This window comes from Roseivivax sp. THAF30, from assembly GCF_009363575.1.
GTDB classification, from domain to species: Bacteria; Pseudomonadota; Alphaproteobacteria; order Rhodobacterales; family Rhodobacteraceae; genus Roseivivax; species Roseivivax halotolerans.
The window spans coordinates 1,402,102-1,418,187 of the sequence record NZ_CP045389.1; the positions used below are offsets into that span (position 1 = coordinate 1,402,102).

Annotated in this window: 16 protein-coding genes and 1 riboswitch; of the genes, 10 read left to right on the forward strand and 6 right to left on the reverse strand. The window is 64.5% G+C overall.

All coding sequences use genetic code 11. The annotated features are described in order from the left end of the window. Positions 1-26 precede the first annotated feature (26 nt). Genes FIU91_RS06815 through FIU91_RS06825 form a run of 3 tightly spaced genes read right to left on the reverse strand, consistent with a single transcriptional unit; the run spans position 27 to position 3,044 of the window. Positions 27-1,037, reverse strand: coding sequence for a cytochrome d ubiquinol oxidase subunit II (locus tag FIU91_RS06815; RefSeq protein WP_152463673.1), 1,011 nt, complete (start codon positions 1,035-1,037; stop codon positions 27-29). A 14-nt stretch (positions 1,038-1,051) separates the two neighbouring features. Then, a complete protein-coding gene (locus FIU91_RS06820; RefSeq protein WP_254702058.1) occupies positions 1,052-2,485 on the reverse strand; it encodes a cytochrome ubiquinol oxidase subunit I in 1,434 nt (477 codons plus the stop codon). Between the two features lies 1 nt (position 2,486). Beyond that, positions 2,487-3,044 (reverse strand): GbsR/MarR family transcriptional regulator, encoded by a 558-nt coding sequence (locus FIU91_RS06825; protein ID WP_152461921.1) that lies wholly within the window; start codon positions 3,042-3,044, stop codon positions 2,487-2,489. A gap of 162 nt (positions 3,045-3,206) precedes the next feature. On the opposite strand from FIU91_RS06825, the gene FIU91_RS19370 reads away from it, so the two are divergent. Further along, entirely contained in the window at positions 3,207-3,371 is a 165-nt protein-coding gene (locus FIU91_RS19370) for a hypothetical protein (RefSeq protein ID WP_172974955.1), read from the forward strand. Positions 3,372-3,516: 145 nt separating this feature from the next. Here the strand turns inward: FIU91_RS19370 and FIU91_RS06830 are convergent, their stop codons facing one another. Then, positions 3,517-3,777 carry a hypothetical protein gene (locus FIU91_RS06830; protein WP_152461922.1) on the reverse strand — a complete coding sequence of 87 codons (261 nt, stop codon included), beginning with the start codon at positions 3,775-3,777 and terminating at the stop codon, positions 3,517-3,519. A gap of 17 nt (positions 3,778-3,794) precedes the next feature. Here FIU91_RS06830 and FIU91_RS06835 point away from each other — a divergent pair, with 17 nt between their 5' ends. Continuing rightward, entirely contained in the window at positions 3,795-4,469 is a 675-nt protein-coding gene (locus FIU91_RS06835) for a hypothetical protein (protein ID WP_152461923.1), read from the forward strand. Between the two features lie 71 nt (positions 4,470-4,540). Next, entirely contained in the window at positions 4,541-5,083 is a 543-nt protein-coding gene (locus FIU91_RS06840; protein WP_152461924.1) for a hypothetical protein, read from the forward strand. 36 nt (positions 5,084-5,119) lie between these two features. Here the strand turns inward: FIU91_RS06840 and FIU91_RS06845 are convergent, their stop codons facing one another. Next, the gene (locus tag FIU91_RS06845) at positions 5,120-5,605 is read right to left on the reverse strand and encodes a flavodoxin family protein (RefSeq protein ID WP_152461925.1); all 486 of its coding nucleotides are present in this window, start codon (positions 5,603-5,605) and stop codon (positions 5,120-5,122) included. A 251-nt stretch (positions 5,606-5,856) separates the two neighbouring features. Here FIU91_RS06845 and FIU91_RS06850 point away from each other — a divergent pair, with 251 nt between their 5' ends. Both FIU91_RS06850 and FIU91_RS06855 read left to right on the forward strand, forming a co-directional pair. Continuing rightward, the gene (locus tag FIU91_RS06850; RefSeq protein ID WP_152461926.1) at positions 5,857-7,017 is read left to right on the forward strand and encodes an efflux RND transporter periplasmic adaptor subunit; all 1,161 of its coding nucleotides are present in this window, start codon (positions 5,857-5,859) and stop codon (positions 7,015-7,017) included. A gap of 6 nt (positions 7,018-7,023) precedes the next feature. Then, a complete protein-coding gene (locus FIU91_RS06855) occupies positions 7,024-10,131 on the forward strand; it encodes an efflux RND transporter permease subunit (RefSeq protein WP_152461927.1) in 3,108 nt (1,035 codons plus the stop codon). 15 nt (positions 10,132-10,146) lie between these two features. On the opposite strand, the gene FIU91_RS06860 is transcribed toward FIU91_RS06855, so the two are convergent. Next, a complete protein-coding gene (locus FIU91_RS06860) occupies positions 10,147-11,343 on the reverse strand; it encodes an ROK family transcriptional regulator (protein ID WP_152461928.1) in 1,197 nt (398 codons plus the stop codon). A gap of 140 nt (positions 11,344-11,483) precedes the next feature. Here FIU91_RS06860 and FIU91_RS06865 point away from each other — a divergent pair, with 140 nt between their 5' ends. The 5 genes from FIU91_RS06865 to FIU91_RS06885 all read left to right on the forward strand — a co-directional run bounded on the left by FIU91_RS06865 (position 11,484) and on the right by FIU91_RS06885 (position 16,081). After that, a complete protein-coding gene (locus FIU91_RS06865; RefSeq protein WP_152461929.1) occupies positions 11,484-12,500 on the forward strand; it encodes a substrate-binding domain-containing protein in 1,017 nt (338 codons plus the stop codon). A gap of 153 nt (positions 12,501-12,653) precedes the next feature. Next, entirely contained in the window at positions 12,654-13,718 is a 1,065-nt protein-coding gene (locus FIU91_RS06870) for an ABC transporter permease (RefSeq protein ID WP_152461930.1), read from the forward strand. A 61-nt stretch (positions 13,719-13,779) separates the two neighbouring features. Beyond that, positions 13,780-14,553: an ATP-binding cassette domain-containing protein gene (locus FIU91_RS06875; protein WP_093013747.1), complete on the forward strand. Its 774-nt coding sequence runs from the start codon at positions 13,780-13,782 to the stop codon at positions 14,551-14,553. Between the two features lie 96 nt (positions 14,554-14,649). Beyond that, a riboswitch (cobalamin riboswitch) is annotated at positions 14,650-14,862 on the forward strand. A gap of 122 nt (positions 14,863-14,984) precedes the next feature. Beyond that, entirely contained in the window at positions 14,985-15,287 is a 303-nt protein-coding gene (locus FIU91_RS06880; RefSeq protein ID WP_152461931.1) for a hypothetical protein, read from the forward strand. Continuing rightward, complete coding sequence (locus FIU91_RS06885) at positions 15,284-16,081, forward strand: ABC transporter ATP-binding protein (protein WP_371418267.1); 798 nt, start codon at positions 15,284-15,286, stop codon at positions 16,079-16,081. The genes FIU91_RS06880 and FIU91_RS06885 overlap by 4 nt, the downstream gene beginning before the upstream one ends. Positions 16,082-16,086: the final 5 nt, after the last annotated feature.

The window sequence follows — 16,086 nt, forward strand, 5'->3', positions numbered from 1 at the left end:
GCGCAGTTTGCGCCCCTTCTCAGGGATCAGTCATATCTGAGTTCGGTCGCCTTGCCGCGGAACACCGTGTAGGAGAGCGCCGTGTACCCGCTGATGACAGGCAGCACGAAGAGCGCGCCGACAAGGATGATGATCAGGCTCTCGGGCGCGGCTGCCGCGGCGTAGATCGTGAGCTGGTCCGGCACGACGTATGGGTAGAACGAGTAGGCCAGCCCCACGAAGGCGAGGCCGAACAGGGCGACCGTCGCAGCGAACGGAAACCAGGCCCAGCTGTCGTTCTTCGTCGGCAGGTGGCGCAGCCCGATCACCAGCAGCGCCGCGAGCGCCGCGAAGGCCAGCGGCATCGGCGCGAGAAGCACGATCTCGGGAAAGGAGAACCATTTCTCGAAGATCCGCTCGGACGCGAGGGGCGAGGCGATGGAGACCGCTCCGAGCCCGCCCAGAACACCCCAGATGCCGCCGCGCGCCCAGCTCACGGCTTTACGTTGCAGCGAATCCTCCGTCTTGAAGATCAGCCAGGTCGCACCGATGAAGCTGTAGGCCACGGTGAGGAAGATGGCCGTCAATGCGGCAAAGGCCTTCGCGCCGAAGCCGGGCGCGAGGCCGAGGACATAGGCTCCCAGCATGTAGCCCTGGCTGAGCGAGGCCATCAGCGAGCCGGCGAAAAAGGCGTGATCCCAGCTGCGCTTCTGTCCGGCGGGGGCCTTGGCGCGAAATTCGAACGCGACCCCGCGCAGGATGAGCCCGATCAGCATGACCGCCACCGGCAAGTAGAGGGTTGAGAGGATCAGGCCATGCGCCGAGGGGAAGGCCACCAGAAGGAGGCCAATGGCCAGCACGAGCCATGTCTCGTTGGCGTCCCAGAAGGGTCCGATCGAGGCGATCATGCGATCGCGCTCCGCCTCGGTTGCAAGCGGTGACAGAAGGCCCACGCCAAGATCGAACCCGTCGAGGATCACGTAGATCAGGATCGAGATACCCATCAGCACCGCGAAGGTCGCAGGAAGCCAGATGGCAGGATCTCCGAAGAGGGTCATCATGAAAGCTCTCCTTATTCCGCGGGCTGCAGGACGCCGACGCCATCAGGGCCGGGCCGGTTCTCGGCAGCGAGTTCAGGGGCGGGTGTCCCGCGGGCCTTCTTGCCCGCGAGATAGAACAACACACCGATATACGCCGCTGTCAGGACCGCGTAGACCGCGAGATAGGCGATGAAGGTGCTCAGCACCATCGCGGGTGCGACGTCGGTCACGGCGGCTTCGGTCGGCAGGACGCCGGTCACGAGCCAGGGCTGCCGACCGATCTCGGTCACGTACCAGCCCGCAAGCGTTGCCAGCCAGCCCGAGAAGGTCATGGCGAGCGCGGCCCAGATCACCGGACGCGGCAACCCGTCGAGGCCGCGGCGCGTGGCGAGCCAGCCGCCGCTCGCACCGGGCTTGCGCCGCGCCATGAGCGCAAGCGCGCCCCAGCTCAGAAGCAGCATCGCCATGCCGGTGCCGACCATCACACGGAAGCCGTAGAACACGGGCGCGACCGGCGGGTGCAGCACCTCTCCTTCCTCGCTGACGAAGTCGTTGAGGCCCGGCACCACGCCTTCAGGGTGGTGCTTGAGGATGAGGCTCGCGCCCGAGGGAATGCCGAGTTCGAGCCGGTTTTCGCGCGCGGCTTCGTCGGGCGCCGCAAAGAGAAGAAGCGGCACGTTCGGGCCGGTCTCCCAGTTGCCCTCCATCGCGGCGACCTTCGCCGGCTGATGTTCGAGCGTGTTGAGCCCGTGCATGTCGCCTGCGAGGATCTGCAGCGGAATGAGCAGCGCACCCGCCATCAGGCCGAAGCGCAGGGTCGTGCGGACCTCGTCGCTACGGTCTCCGCGCAGCCAGCGGAAGGCCGAAAGCCCCGCGATCAGGAAGGCGACGGTCAGGCCCGACGCCAGCAGCATGTGTACGAGGCGATAGGGCATCGACGGGTTGAAGATGATCGCCAGCCAGTCGGTCGCGTGGGTTACGCCCTCGCGCATCTCGAAGCCCGCAGGTGTGTGCATCCAGCTGTTGAGGACGATGATCCAGAAGGCGGACATGGTCGTGCCGAATGCGACGAGGAAAGTCGCGAGCGTATGCACCCAGCCGGGAACGCGCCGGAAGCCGAAGAGCATGATGCCGAGGAACACGGCCTCGAGGAAAAAGGCCGTCAGGATCTCGTAAGCGAGAAGAGGCCCGGCGATGTTGCCGACGCTCTCCATGAAGCCCGGCCAGTTGGTGCCGAACTGGAAGGACATGGTGATGCCCGAGACGACGCCCATCGCGAAGGACAGCGCAAAGACCTTCACCCAGAAGCGGTAGGCGTCCATCCAGCGTTCTTCGCCCGTCTGGTTTAAGCGGACCTTGAAGAACAAAAGCACCCAGCCGAGCGCGATGGTGATCGTCGGAAACAGGATGTGAAACGAGATGTTCGCCGCAAATTGCAGGCGCGAGAGAAGTAGCGTGTCCATCATGTCAGTTGGCCTCCTTCGTGTCGCTGCCGCCGCGCAGCGGGATCACGCGGCCCGTCGCGGTCACGAGTTTCGACAGCGTGCTGCCCGCCTTTAGAAGCGTCCGCAGCTTTTCGGTCTCGATCCGTGCGAGATCCTCGTAGAGATTGGTCAGTTCCTCGATGAGCTGGCGGAGTTCGGTAATGCGCGCGGAGGCGTAGTCCGAGGCGTCCTGCCCTTCGATCTCCAGTTCGCGCAATTTCGACAGGGTCGGATCTATCTCGCGGCGCTTGCGCTCCTCGACGAGCGTGCGCACGATCGTCATGAGATCGTCGGGCGTCGAGAAATGCTCGCGCCGGTCGTCCGGAACGTCGCGGCGGCGCACGAGGCGCCAGGCCTGCAATTCCTTGAGGCCCATCGAGACGTTGGAGCGGGAGAATCCCAGCCGCTCGCAGATGTCGTCGGCGCAGAGCGGCGCTTCGCTGAGGAACAAAAGCGCGTAGATCTGCCCGACGGTGCGATTGATGCCCCAGCGGGACCCCATCTCGCCGAAGTGCAAAATGAACTCGTTTTCTGTTCTCATACAAAGCGCTCCACGGATTTCAGTATTTTCTGAAATTCATATAGGCGCTTTGTGGCGCACTCGGGAGAGGTAAGCGTGGCAGGCGACAGGATGCCGCGCATCGAGCGGCGGAACCGGGCGGTGACGCTGTCGGTTAAGTGGCCAGCAAAACAGGAGCGACCCATGACCGTCAGACCGGAATTCGACCGCCCCGACCCCAACCTCGCCGCGGCGCGCGACGCCGCGATCGTCGATCCGCTGTCGCGGAAACGAGGCGCCTACGAGCAAAGCCGCGATATCTCCCAGCACCGCCGCTACACCGCCTTCTACGAGGATCTACAGAACTGAACTGACGAGGCCGGTTCAACGGTTCGGCCTTATCGCTGCCGTTCCTTCCCGCGGGCGCTTCCAGCCTATCTGGAAGGGCATCGGAAGCCGCTACAATCTAAGAAACTTTCCCCAAAAGCTGACGCGTTCGGTCGGACCAACGCGGTCATCTTGAACGACTGAAGCTTGATTTGAAGCGCGATTCGGCGTAACCTTTCGCAATATCGTTATCGTGCGGTCTGCTTTTTTGCATTTTTATGACCGCAAGCCACTGAATTTTAATATCATGCGGCGTTTGCCGTTTTGTTATCAAGGCCGCTTCTGCGGTTCGAAAAGATTTTTCATCGCCGGGATTTCCGGCACGAATTTGATTGAGTGACGGCCGTGACAGATGAGTCATCGGGCTTTTCAGGCCCGTTCCATCCAATATTTTCCGCCGATATCATGCCAGTCCGCTACCAGGACCTCGGCGATCTTGTCATATGGCCTTTGGACCAGGAGGGCGCGCGCTACGCGTTTCTGCCCCTCGCGCCCTCCATCCAGAAAAATCCCGACGGACAACCCCGCGTCAGTCTCATAGAGGCGGGAGAGATCGCATTCCTGAGCGTGTCGACAGAATGGATGGTGTCCGACGCGCGCCTCGAAGCCGTGCGGTCCGCGCTGGAGGCGTTGCACGATGCGCCTGTTCAACTGACCTTCGCTGCGGTGGAGGGCGTGCAGGCTGCGCTCGAAATTGGCGCCAATACCCGGATCGAGGCGCAAAGCACTTCGGGAATGCCCCCTTATGCCGCGATCTTTTCAGCCCAGCTTCCCGCCGAGGCGAAGACGATCGTGCAGGCCGCGCTGGCTGGTCAGGAGGAGCGGGTCACAGTGCGCTACAGCGCGGTTTTGACGGTGCTCGGCGAGACCGAACTGCGCCTTCGTGGGCAGCTCGATGGACATCCGACTCGCGAAGGACTCGCGGCCGCAGTCGCGGACGGACGTGTCGAGGTGCTCGGTGCGGGGACGCTCTCGGCCGAGGAGTCCGATCTCTTGAAGCGGACGCTCGCGCTTGGCGGCCGCTCGCCCGAGCGCTCCGCCGGACGAGTGACGGTGCGCCGGAAGCGCCGTTCCATCTGAACGGAACGCTCACCGGCCCGGACGGGCTGCGGAGCAGTCTGCGCGATCTGTCCGGTGATGCGCGTTTTCGCATGGAACGCACCCGTCTTGCGCTGGCTTCGCTGGCCTTGGGCGTGCCGACCGGCGGGCTTGAACTAATGCCCGACCCCGAGCACCGGCAGAGCGGCGTGCTTCTGGAGATGCTTGAGGATTGGCACGAGGGCGCGGACAAATCCCGCATCGGGCTGCAACGCATCTACGATCTTGCAGGCTACGCGCGGATCATTGGAACGCCTGATCTGATCGCTCGGGCGCGGGCCGCGGGCGCATTGGCGTTTCTGCAGGGAATATCTCCCGACCTGTACGAGCCTTTGACGAGTGCCTTGCGCTCGGTGGGCGATCGGGCTTGCGAGGCTGCCGAAAACGCATTGCGCGATGCGACCCATTGGCCAGATGACTTGCCTTTGACCGGATCGGCCCGGTTCGAGACCGCGCCCTTGATCGTTGCCTGGGCTGACAAGCTCGGCGTGCTCGGGCTTCTTGCCGAAAGCCTCGGCTCTGAGGCCGCAGCGGCGATGCATGTCGCAAGGATGCATCGCATGATCCGTTCACTATTCTTGCCGGACCCGGAGTGACCGAGCGCCGGTCGCCAACAAGTGGTCACCCGTGGGTCAGAACACGCCCATCGCAAGACCCGCCCCCATTGCAGCGCCGAGGTCGCGGCATTGAGCGAGATCATCTTCTGAAATGCGCTTCTCCGCCAGGATCTGTTCGGGCGTTTGCGCGTGCGTGCAGACGATGATGGGGGATTGCGCCTCCTTCAGGCGCCAGCCCTGGGCGATGCGCGCTGTCTGCCGCGCCGCGTTTTCTCCGTCCGATCCCGCGCAGACCATCTGAGCGTAGGGGCGACCCTCGATCTTGCCCAGAACGGGATAATAGCAGCGGTCGAAGAAGTCTTTCATGACACCGGCAATCGCTGCCAGATTCTCAGGGGCGCAGAAGATGTAGCCGTCGCTTGACAGAAGATCGTCCGGTCCGGTCTCTGCGGCCGTCTTGATCACGGTTTCCACTTCGTCTCGCGCCGCGTCCGCAGCGGCCTCGGCCATCTGGCGGCTGCCACCGGTTTTCGAATGATAGACGACGAGAAGCTGAGCCATTTTGCTACGCTATCGCGGGCAGAGGGGATGTCAAAGCGGCTGCGGCCCTCATGTGCTGCATGGGGCATCACCGCGACGCGCCAAGGGTGCGCCGACGGCGGATTGCGCTTGCGCCTCGCAGTCATACCCTATTTGCTGAGATTTTCCGCGCCCGTATCACTTCGGCGTGTTGGCATGGCACCTCGCGCCACATGCCTTATACTCACGCTTGGCGCGCGAAGCCTCGAGGCGCAAATGCGGATATTCCTACGTTGTCACTGATACGCCAATTGCTTTTGTCCGGCGCCGCGCTTGCCGCGGCGCTCTACCTCTGGATCGCCTATGTTCCGGCGGCGCAGCCCATGCTGGATCGACTGGGGGTTCTGGAGCTCCTCGGGGTCGAGATGCAGGACGCCTCTGCCTCTTCGGGTGACGGTGGGCGCGGCTTCGGCGGCAGCACCCGCGTCGTTTCGGCGGAGGTCGAGGAACGCATGATCGAGGATCGCGTGACCGCGATCGGCGACGGGCGCGCGATCCGCTCCGTCACGGTTCGGTCCGAGGCCACGGGTCTCATCACCGATCTTCCCATCACGGCCGGGCAGCCTGTGGAAGCGGGCGATCTTGTGGCGCAACTCGACGACGAGGCCGAGCAGATCGCGCTCGAACGCGCGAAGCTCATTCTCGAGGATGCCCGTGTCGATGAAGACCGGATCAGCCAGCTGCGCGGGTCGGGGGCGATCAGCGAAGTTGCATCCCGCGAGGCGCAGCTGACGCTCCGCACCGCCGAGCTGGCCGAACGTGAGGCGGCATTCGATCTCGAGCGGCGGCAGGTGCTTGCCCCGATATCCGGTGTTGTCGGCATCGTCGATGTGGAGGTCGGCGAGCGTATCGGCTCGCAGGAACCAATCGTGACGATCACGGACCGTTCGGTCATCCTGATCGACTTTCGGATCCCCGAGCGTGTGGTCAACAGGGTCGATCTCGGCATGACCGTGGACGTGTCTCCGCTTGGGCTCGAGGATACCGTCCTCGAGGGTGAGATCAGCGCTGTCGACACCGTAGTGGACCGCACCAGCCGGACGCTCCGGGTGCAGGCTCGGGTCGAAAATACAGACGATCGCCTGCGGGCGGGCATGGCATTCTCCGTGGCGCTCAGCTTTCCCGGCGAAACGCTCGTGTCCATCGATCCGCTTGCGCTGCAATGGTCGAGCGAGGGCGCGTTCGTCTGGGCGGTCCGCGATGGCAAGGCCGAGCGGGTCGACGCGACGATCCGGCAGCGCGACAGCGACGCGATTCTCGTCGATGCCGATCTTGAGCCCGGCGAGCGGATCGTGATCGAGGGCGTTCAGACCTTACGGCCCGGTGCCGAGGTCGAGATGATCGACGACGCGGCTGCGGCCCAGGCCGCGCAACTTCCCTCAACCCGGTTGTGACCGCGCATGTCTGACGCCACGTCCTCAACCGCAACCGGCGCATCGGGCGTCGCGCTTTTCGTGCGGCGGCCGATCCTCGCTTTCGTTCTGAGCGCGCTGATCGTCATCGCCGGGATCGCCGGGCTCTTCGGTGTCGAGATCCGCGAGTTGCCGAGCGTCGACCGTCCGGTGATCTCGATCACCACGGAGTTTTCCGGCGCCTCTCCCGAGACGGTCGATCAGGAACTGACAGGACGGATTGAGGGTGCGGCGGGCCGCGTTTCGGGCGTTCGCAGCATCTCGTCCAATTCCCGCTTCGGACGCAGCCGGGTCACGCTCGAATTCGAGGATGATGTCGATATCGACGTGGCGGCGACCGATACGCGTGACGTGATCGCCCGGATCGCCAACGATCTGCCCGAAGGCGTGGACGCGCCCGAGGTGGTGAAAGCCGATTCCGACGCCCAGCCGGTCATGAGGATCGCGGTGACCTCTCCCGCGCGCTCGCCGCAGGATCTCACGCGCCTCGTGCGGGAGCGCGTGGAAGACCGCTTGATCTCGGTCGCGGGCGTGGCCGATCTGCAGATCTACGGCGACCGAGAGCCGATCTTCCGTGTCGATATCGACCAGTTCGAGCTTGCGAGCCGGGGGCTGACCCTGGCCGATATTCGCGGAGCGCTGTCCAATATCGCCTATGATGCGCCCGCCGGTGGTCTGAGCGGGAACCGCCAGACGATTAACGTGCGGACGACCGCGACCGTCGCGACGCCTGCCGCGTTCGAGGCACTGCAGATCAGTGAGAACGTCATCCTCGGCGACGTCGCGCAGGTGACGCTCGGCCCGGAGCCGGACGAGACCGTCCTGCGCGCCAACGGTCAGACCGGTCTTGGCATCGGCATCGTTCGCCAGGCTACCAGCAACACGCTCGAGATTTCCGCCGATGTCCGCGCGGTCGTCGCCGATCTTGACGCGACGCTGCCGGACGATGTCTCGATCTTCGTGACTTCGGACGATGCGACCTTCATTCGCGGATCGATCGAGGAGGTATTGAAGACGCTCGGTCTCGCGGTTGCGATCGTCGTGGTCGTCATCTTCGTGTTCCTGCGGGATCTGCGCGCGACCTTGATCCCCACGCTGACCCTTCCCGTCGCCTTGATCGGCACGCTTGCGGCGATCTACCTTGTCGGCTTCTCGGTCAATATCCTCACGCTTCTTGCGCTTGTGCTGGCAACCGGCATGGTGGTCGATGACGCGATCGTCGTGCTGGAGAACATCGTTCGCCGCCGCTCCGAAGGAATCGGCCCGCGCGCGGCGGCGGTTCTTGGAACGCGGCAGGTCTTCTTCGCAGTCGTCACCACCACCGCGACGCTTGCCGCTGTCTTCGTGCCGCTGTCGTTCTTGCCGGGGCAGGCCGGCGGTCTCTTCCGCGAATTCGGTTTCACGCTGGCGATGGCGGTGATGCTCTCGTCCCTCGTGGCGCTGACCTTGTGTCCGGTGCTCGCCAGCAAGCTGCTCCGCAAACCCCAAGAATCCGCGGAGCGCGGGCCGATCATCTGGATCGGAAATCGACTTTCGGCGATATACGCATCGACGCTTCGCGCCGCTCTGGCCGTGCCTTTCGTTGTCGTTCTGGTGGCGGCGCTCTTCGCACTGACTGCGGTTTTCGTCGCGGGCGGTATCCGGCAGGAGCTGACGCCGTCGGAGGATCGCGCCGTCGCCCTCCTGAGCGTCACCGCACCGCAAGGCGTGTCGCTCGACTACACGACTTCGAAAATGCGCGAGATCGAAGCGCTGGTGCAGCCGCTGAGAGAGACGGGCGAGATCACCAACGTCTTCTCGATCACTGGCTTCGGCTCCGAGAATCGCGGTTTCATGGTGTTCTCGCTCGCCGAATGGGACCAGAGGGACCGCGCGCAGCAGGAGATCGTGGGCGAGATCAACGGCAAGCTCAGGGATGTCATTGGCGTGCGCGCCTTCGCGATCCAGCCCAATTCGCTCGGTATTCGTGGGGCGGGGCGCGGCTTGAGCTTCGCCGTGACCGGCGACAATTATGCCCAGCTTGCGGAGGTGTCCGAAGAGTTGGTCGCAAGGATGCAGGAAGATCCGGCGATGGGGCAGGTCCGGCTCGAATACGAGACCACGCAGCCGCAACTTTTCATCGAGATCGACCGGGCACGGGCGTCCGATCTCGGCATCGATATCACCGGGCTTGCCGATGCCTTGCGCGCGGTTCTGGACGGGCGCTCCGTCGGATCGGTGTTCGTGAATGATACCAGCTATGACGTTCAGATGATCTCGACCGCCAACCCCGTAGATGATCCGGGCGATCTTGAGAATATTTTCGTGCAGGCCGGCGATGGCCAGATGGTGCCGATGGCAAGCTTCGTGCGTCTGGAAGAGCGCGCGGTCGCACCGGAGCTCGACCGCGAGGGTCAGAACCGCTCGGTCGAGATCTCGGCGGGCCTCACGCCGGAGCTGGCGCTCGGCTCGGCGCTGGCGCAGGTGGAACAGATCGCCGAGGACGTTCTGGCCGAGCAGAACCGCATCGTGCCTCTGGCGGAGGCGGCGGAGCTTGACGCGACATCGAGCGGCCTGTTGGTCACCTTCGGCTTCGCGATCGTGGTGGTGCTGCTGGTGCTCTCCGCGCAATTCGAGAGCTTCATTTCGGCCATCGTCATCATGGTAACCGTGCCGATCGGGCTGGCCTGCGCCGCCTTCGCGCTTTTGTTCACCGGGCTCAGCCTCAACGTCTATTCGCAGATCGGATTGGTGATGCTTGTCGGGATCATGGCCAAGAACGGGATTCTGATCGTCGAGTTCGCAAACCAGTTGCGGGATCGCGGCGAGGATGTCGGCAGCGCGATCCTGAACGCCGCAACGATCCGGCTGCGGCCGGTGATGATGACGATGGTCTCGACCGTTCTCGGCGGCGTGCCCTTGATCCTGTCGACAGGGGCGGGCGCCGAGGCGCGCGAGGCGCTGGGATGGGTCATCGTTGGCGGGCTTGGGCTCGCAACGATCTCGACGCTTTACCTGACCCCGGTGGCGTATCTCTTGCTGGCGCGGTTCTCCAAGCCTCGCGCGGCAGAAGAGCAGAAGCTCGAGGCGGAGCTGCAGGCAGCCGGCACGGCTTGATGCTGGCAGACCTTGTCAGGCGACGTTGAGGCCGCGATGGGTGTCCATCAGGTAGCGCGAGATGATCGGCGCTGTCGCCGCTCCTTTTTCGCGGGCAAGAGCACCGATTGACCCTGCCTCGATCCGGGGAGGGATGAGCCCGCGCGCGTCGAGCGCCTGCATCTCGGAGTGCACCGCATCGACCAGGCGAGCGCGGACGGCCTCCGGGAAAGCCCCGTCGATCAGCACTGCCTCGAAATCGATGATGGCCGTCACGGTCAGGGCTGCCCGCGCCAGGTGATGCGCGGCAGTGCGTGTCCAGTCGCCAAGTTCGGTCTCGAAGTCCGTCCAGTCCTGCGGATCGCGCCAGAGAAGATCGCGCGGCTCGCCCTTCGAGACGAGAGCATCTTCCAGAAGATAGAGTGATGCGAAATCGAGGAGCTGACCGCGCTGGCCCGCCGGCGATTGCGCCGGCAGATTGCCGAGCGCGCCGGCATTGCCCGAGGCTCCCTCGAAAACGGTATGGTTTAGCACGATACCGCCCCCGATGAAGGAGCCGATGTAGAAATAGGCGTAGTCGCGGAATTCCTTGCCGCGCCCGTAGATATGCTCGGCCCGGCAGGCGGCGGTGGCGTCGTTCTCGATGATGACGGGCAGATCCGAGAAGCGCCCGATCTCCTCCGCGACGTCAAGATCGGCCCAGGCATTGAGCTCGGCGGGCTGTGCGCCGATGGCGTCGGGCCATTTCCACATCTCGAAGGGGCGCGCGACGCCGATCCCCGCGACCCGCGCGGCATCGGCCCCGAGCGGTGTCAGCAACTCTTCCAGCCCGCGCTCCAGAAAGTCGAGGACCGGGCCCGGTTGCGGAAAGGCGTAGCGGGTATTTCTGTGCCCGAGGATCCGACCGGACAGATCGGTGAGAACCATATCCGAATTGCGCCGCCCGAGCTTCAGCCCGACTGAATAGGCGCCGTCAGGACGCAGCCGCATGGGCACGCGCGGCTTGCCGATATGGCCGCGCTGCGGATCGCCGCGCTCCACCAGCCCCTCCGCCTCGAGCGAACGCAGGATTACGGAGATGGTCTGGGGCGACAGCCCGGTCGCCTTGGCAAGCGAGCTGCCGGGCATGGCGCCGCCGCGCTGGATCGTCGTCAGGATGAGACGTTCGTTATAGTCGCGGACGCCTTGCTGGTTGGCACCGCTGCTCAGCCCGCGAATAGTCGCCTTTGTCATCGGCCGGATCCTTTCAGGACCGACCCTCGCGAATGCGACTTAATAAATCAAGTGGATTTATTTATTGACCGGCGCGCGGGAATCGACCTATCCATGAGGTGTGAAAGGGCGGCAGGGAGGTCGCCCCACGGGAGGACATCATGAAGAAGCTACTGACCGGGTCGGCTCTGGCCCTGATCGCGTCCACAGGCGCATCCTTCGCGCAGGAGGATGTATCCGCCTGCCTCATCACCAAGACCGAGACCAATCCGTTCTTCGTCAAGATGCGCGAAGGCGCGGAGGCGAAGGCCGAGGAGCTCGGCATCGAGCTGAACTCCTATGCCGGTCAGATCGACGGCGACCATGAAAGCCAGGTCGCGGCGATCGAGACCTGCATCGCCAACGGCGCGAGCGGTATCCTGATCACCGCCTCCGACACCGCCGCGATCGTCGACCCGGTGCAGCAAGCGCGGGATGCGGGCCTCTTGGTCATCGCGCTCGACACGCCGCTTGAGCCCGCCGATGCGGCTGACGCCACCTTCGCGACGGACAACTTCCTCGCCGGTGAGCTGATTGGCCAGTATGCTGCGGCCTCGCTCGATGATGCCGCGGCGGATGCCAAGATCGCCATGCTCGACCTCGCCATCAGCCAGCCCTCCGTCGGCGTGCTGCGGGACCAGGGCTTCCTGTCGGGCTTCGGCATCGACACGATGGACGAGAACATGTGGGGCGACGAGGAAGACGAGCGGATCATCTGCAACGAAGTCACCGCCGGCAACGAAGAGGGCGGCCGTACCGCCATGGAGAACTGCCTGGCGATCGATCCCGAGATCAACGTCGTCTACACGATCAACGAGCCGGCCGCAGCCGGTGCCTATGAGGCACTTTCCGCCGTGGGCCGCGAGAATGACGTGATGATCCTCTCCGTCGATGGCGGCTGTCCCGGCGTGCAGAACGTCGCCGATGGCGTTATCGCGGCCACCTCGCAGCAATACCCGCTGCAGATGGCGTCCCTCGGTATCGAGGCCATCGCGCAATATGCCGAAGAGGGCACGCTGCCCGAGAACACCGAAGGCAAGGACTTCTACGACACGGGCGTCGCGCTCGTCGCCTCGGAGCCGGTCGAGGGTGTCGATTCGATCTCGGTCGAGGAAGGCCTGGAGCTCTGCTGGGGCTGACCAGCTATCGCCGGTGGCCCGGATGCGTCCGGGCCCCGGCCTACCCCATGCCGACATGAGGTATGAGACCATGACGGGGGCGCGTGTCGCCCGGGCCCCCGCACACGCAACGGCGTATCCTGCCCGATGCGCCCTCCGAGGGAGGAAGAGCACATGGCCGGATCGGAATATGAAAGCTCGCTGAAGGACGCCTCGCAGGACGTCGCCAAGTTCGACGACGACGGCAAGGGCGTTGTCGGCAAGATCCAGCACGCGCTGCATGTCACGCCGGCGCTTGTCCCGCTGATCGTGCTCGTCACCGCAATCGTGATTTTCGGCCTCGTCCTCGGTGAGCGGTTCTTTTCGCCGAGCACCCTGACGCTGATCCTGCAGCAGGTGCAGATCGTCGGTGTTCTGGCCGCGGCGCAATCGCTGATCATCCTGACCGCGGGCATCGATCTCTCGGTCGGCGCGATAGCGGTCCTGAGCTCGGTCATCATGGGCCAGTTCACGTTCCGATACGGGATACCGCCCGCGATCTCCATCGCGCTCGGGCTTGCCATCGGCACGGGCATCGGCGCGATCTCGGGCTGGCTCGTCAGCCGCGTGAAGCTGCCGCCGTTCATCGTCACGCTCGGCATGTGGCAGATCGTGCTGGCGGCGAACTATCTGTATTCGCAGAACGAGACGATCCGGAGCCAGGATTTGCGCGAAGAGGCTCCGATCCTGCAGCTCATGGGCACGACAATCGAGTGGGGCGGAGCGCGGTTCACGCTCGGCGTTGTTACGATGATCCTTCTCGTTGTGATCCTGGCCTATTGTCTGCGCTCGACAGCATGGGGCCGCCACGTCTACGCGGTCGGCGACGATCCCGACGCGGCCTCGCTCGCGGGCGTCGACCGGCACAAGACCTTGATGAGCGTCTATATGCTCGCGGGGTTCATCTGCGGGATCGCGGGCTGGGTGATGATCGGCCGTTTCGGCTCGGTCTCGCCCTCGGCATCGACGGGCACGATCGGCAACATCCAATCCATCACCGCGGTGGTGATCGGGGGGATATCGCTCTTTGGCGGGCGCGGCTCGATCTACGGGGCCTTCTTCGGCGCGCTGATCGTGGGCGTCTTCGAGCTTGGCCTGCGGATGGCCGGAGCCAACGCGCAATGGACTTACCTTCTCATCGGGGCACTCATCATCGGCGCGGTCGCTGTCGACCAGTGGATCCGGAAGGTGACGACATGAGCAAGCGCCCAACCACGCTCTTGCACGCATCAATGCTGCCCTCGGCCCGAAAGGTGACGACATGACCGAACCCATGCTCAAGGCACGCAACCTCGTGAAGCGCTTCGGCAAGGTCGTTGCCATCGATCATTGCGACTTCGACCTTTACCCTGGCGAAATCCTTGCGGTGATCGGCGACAACGGGGCCGGAAAGTCGACTCTGGTGAAGGCCGTCTCGGGTGCCGTGGTGCCCGATTCCGGCGAGATCTGGCTCGATGGCAAGAAGGTGCTCTTCCATTCGCCCATCGAAGCGCGCGCGCACGGGATCGAAACCGTCTACCAGACCCTTGCCATGTCGCCTGCGCTGTCGATCGCGGACAACATGTTCATGGGCCGGGAGATCCGCAGGCCCGGCTTTCGCGGCAAATGGCTGCGCCAGCTCGACAAGCCGAAGATGGAGCAGATCGCCCGCGAGAAGCTGAACGATCTTGGCCTGATGACGATCCAGAACATCAACCAGGCGGTCGAGACGCTGTCCGGCGGTCAGCGGCAGGGCGTGGCCGTGGCCCGCGCCGCCGCCTTCGGCTCGAAGGTCATCATCCTCGACGAGCCCACCGCGGCGCTTGGCGTGAAGGAAAGCCGCAAGGTGCTCGAGCTGATCCTCGACGTGCGAAGCCGGGGCATTCCGATCATCCTGATCTCGCACAACATGCCGCATGTCTTCGAACTGGCGGACCGGATTCACGTCCATCGTCTTGGCAAGCGGCTCTGCGTGATCGATCCCAAGGAACATTCGATGTCCGACGCTGTGGCCTACATGACCGGCGCGAAGGTGCCGGAGGGCGTGGCGGCCTGACAGCCGGGCAGGGCGCAGAGCCGACCGCTTCCTTGACTTGAGGCTGCGCTTGGTCCCGGGTGATCCCGCCGCGTCTTGACCCGAACGAGGGAGTGTGAGCACGTGGCCGTCGATGGTTCTCGATGGCCTTCGGGCCAAGGGATGAGAAAGGGAACACGGTGCGGCACCACTCGCCAAATCCGTGACTGCCCCCGCAACTGTGAGCGGAGAGCGCGTTCGATGTCGCCACTGGGCCACCACGGGCCCGGGAAGGTTCGAACAAGCAATGACCCGCGAGTCAGGAGACCTGCCATCTCCGGAGCGCATCAGCGTTTCGCAGCCACCTTCAACCCGGGCGGGGCGTCTCGGGACGGAGTGCCAGAGATGGACCTGACAGGGACGATTACATCGCCGGTATCCCGATTGCCCTGCCGCTTTGCGCGGAGGGCGCGATGTTTCTCGAATACACGATTTCACAACTCGACATAGGACCCATGCCGCCTGACCGAGCGGACGAGATGGGACATCTCGGTTTCCTGCAATGGCTGGGCGCCTTGCCGGGCGAGCGCAGCTTCGCACAAGAGGCCGAGCGGGCGTTGGTGCTGTCCCTGCCGGCGGCCGGATATTCGCCTGCGCTTGCAGTGTTTTGCGATCTCGTCTCGCGCGCTGTGGCCGCGTCACCGGCACCGCTGACATTGCGGCTGCCGCAGGCGACGCGGCGCGGCGGAGCGCGTGCCCGACGGGTGACGCCTTGACTGCTCAAGCGGCCGCGGGCCTCGAACTCGAAGGCGTGTCCTGGACGCTGAAGAAAGGCACGAGTCCGATCCTGATGGAGACGACCTTGGCGCTGAAGCCGGGGCGCGTCCTGGGCATCGTCGGCCCGAACGGCGCCGGTAAAACGACGCTCCTGCGCCTGCTCTATCGCTATTATCGACCGACGAGCGGACATGTCTGGCTCGATGGCGAGGACATCTGGCGCATGTCCGCGCGGAACGTGGCGCGGAAGGTCGCGGCAGTGCTTCAGGAACAGCCGACGGACTTCGCGCTCACGGTGCGCGAAATCGTGGCTCTGGGACGCACGCCGCACCGCTCCGGCTTCGGCGGTTTTGGCGGTGCGCGCGATGCAGAGATCGTCGAGGGCGCGCTCGACCGCCTCGCGCTGCGCGGGTTTGCCGACCGTCATCTCGGCACCTTGTCGGGCGGAGAGCGTCAGCGGGTCATGGTGGCTCGCGCGCTGGCACAGGAGCCGGGCCTTCTGATCCTCGACGAGCCGACGAATCATCTCGATATCCGCCACCAGCTCGAAGTGCTTCGGCTGATCCGCGACCTGCCGCTCACCATCGTCACGTCGCTGCACGATCTCAACATGGCCGCGGGCGTCTGCGATGACGTGCTGCTCCTCAAATCGGGCCGCACCCTCGGGTTCGGCCCGCCCCACACAGTGCTCTGCGAAGCATCTGTCTCTCGCGCATTCGACGTCGACGCGCGCCGCGATCATTTGAGCCTGAGCGCAACGGACCACCTCACCTTTCACCTGCAAGAAGAATGACCGAT

Excerpts from the sequence above, each read along its gene's own strand:
- FIU91_RS06815 (WP_152463673.1), bottom strand. The coding sequence starts at position 1,037 with ATGACCCTCTTCGGAGATCCTGCCATCTGGCTTCCTGCGACCTTCGCG.
- FIU91_RS06820 (WP_254702058.1), bottom strand. The coding sequence starts at position 2,485 with ATGATGGACACGCTACTTCTCTCGCGCCTGCAATTTGCGGCGAACATC.
- FIU91_RS06825 (WP_152461921.1), bottom strand. The coding sequence starts at position 3,044 with ATGAGAACAGAAAACGAGTTCATTTTGCACTTCGGCGAGATGGGGTCC.
- FIU91_RS19370 (WP_172974955.1), top strand. The coding sequence starts at position 3,207 with ATGACCGTCAGACCGGAATTCGACCGCCCCGACCCCAACCTCGCCGCG.
- FIU91_RS06835 (WP_152461923.1), top strand. The coding sequence starts at position 3,795 with ATGCCAGTCCGCTACCAGGACCTCGGCGATCTTGTCATATGGCCTTTG.
- FIU91_RS06840 (WP_152461924.1), top strand. The coding sequence starts at position 4,541 with ATGGAACGCACCCGTCTTGCGCTGGCTTCGCTGGCCTTGGGCGTGCCG.
- FIU91_RS06845 (WP_152461925.1), bottom strand. The coding sequence starts at position 5,605 with ATGGCTCAGCTTCTCGTCGTCTATCATTCGAAAACCGGTGGCAGCCGC.
- FIU91_RS06855 (WP_152461927.1), top strand. The coding sequence starts at position 7,024 with ATGTCTGACGCCACGTCCTCAACCGCAACCGGCGCATCGGGCGTCGCG.
- FIU91_RS06860 (WP_152461928.1), bottom strand. The coding sequence starts at position 11,343 with ATGACAAAGGCGACTATTCGCGGGCTGAGCAGCGGTGCCAACCAGCAA.
- FIU91_RS06865 (WP_152461929.1), top strand. The coding sequence starts at position 11,484 with ATGAAGAAGCTACTGACCGGGTCGGCTCTGGCCCTGATCGCGTCCACA.
- FIU91_RS06870 (WP_152461930.1), top strand. The coding sequence starts at position 12,654 with ATGGCCGGATCGGAATATGAAAGCTCGCTGAAGGACGCCTCGCAGGAC.
- FIU91_RS06875 (WP_093013747.1), top strand. The coding sequence starts at position 13,780 with ATGACCGAACCCATGCTCAAGGCACGCAACCTCGTGAAGCGCTTCGGC.
- FIU91_RS06880 (WP_152461931.1), top strand. The coding sequence starts at position 14,985 with ATGTTTCTCGAATACACGATTTCACAACTCGACATAGGACCCATGCCG.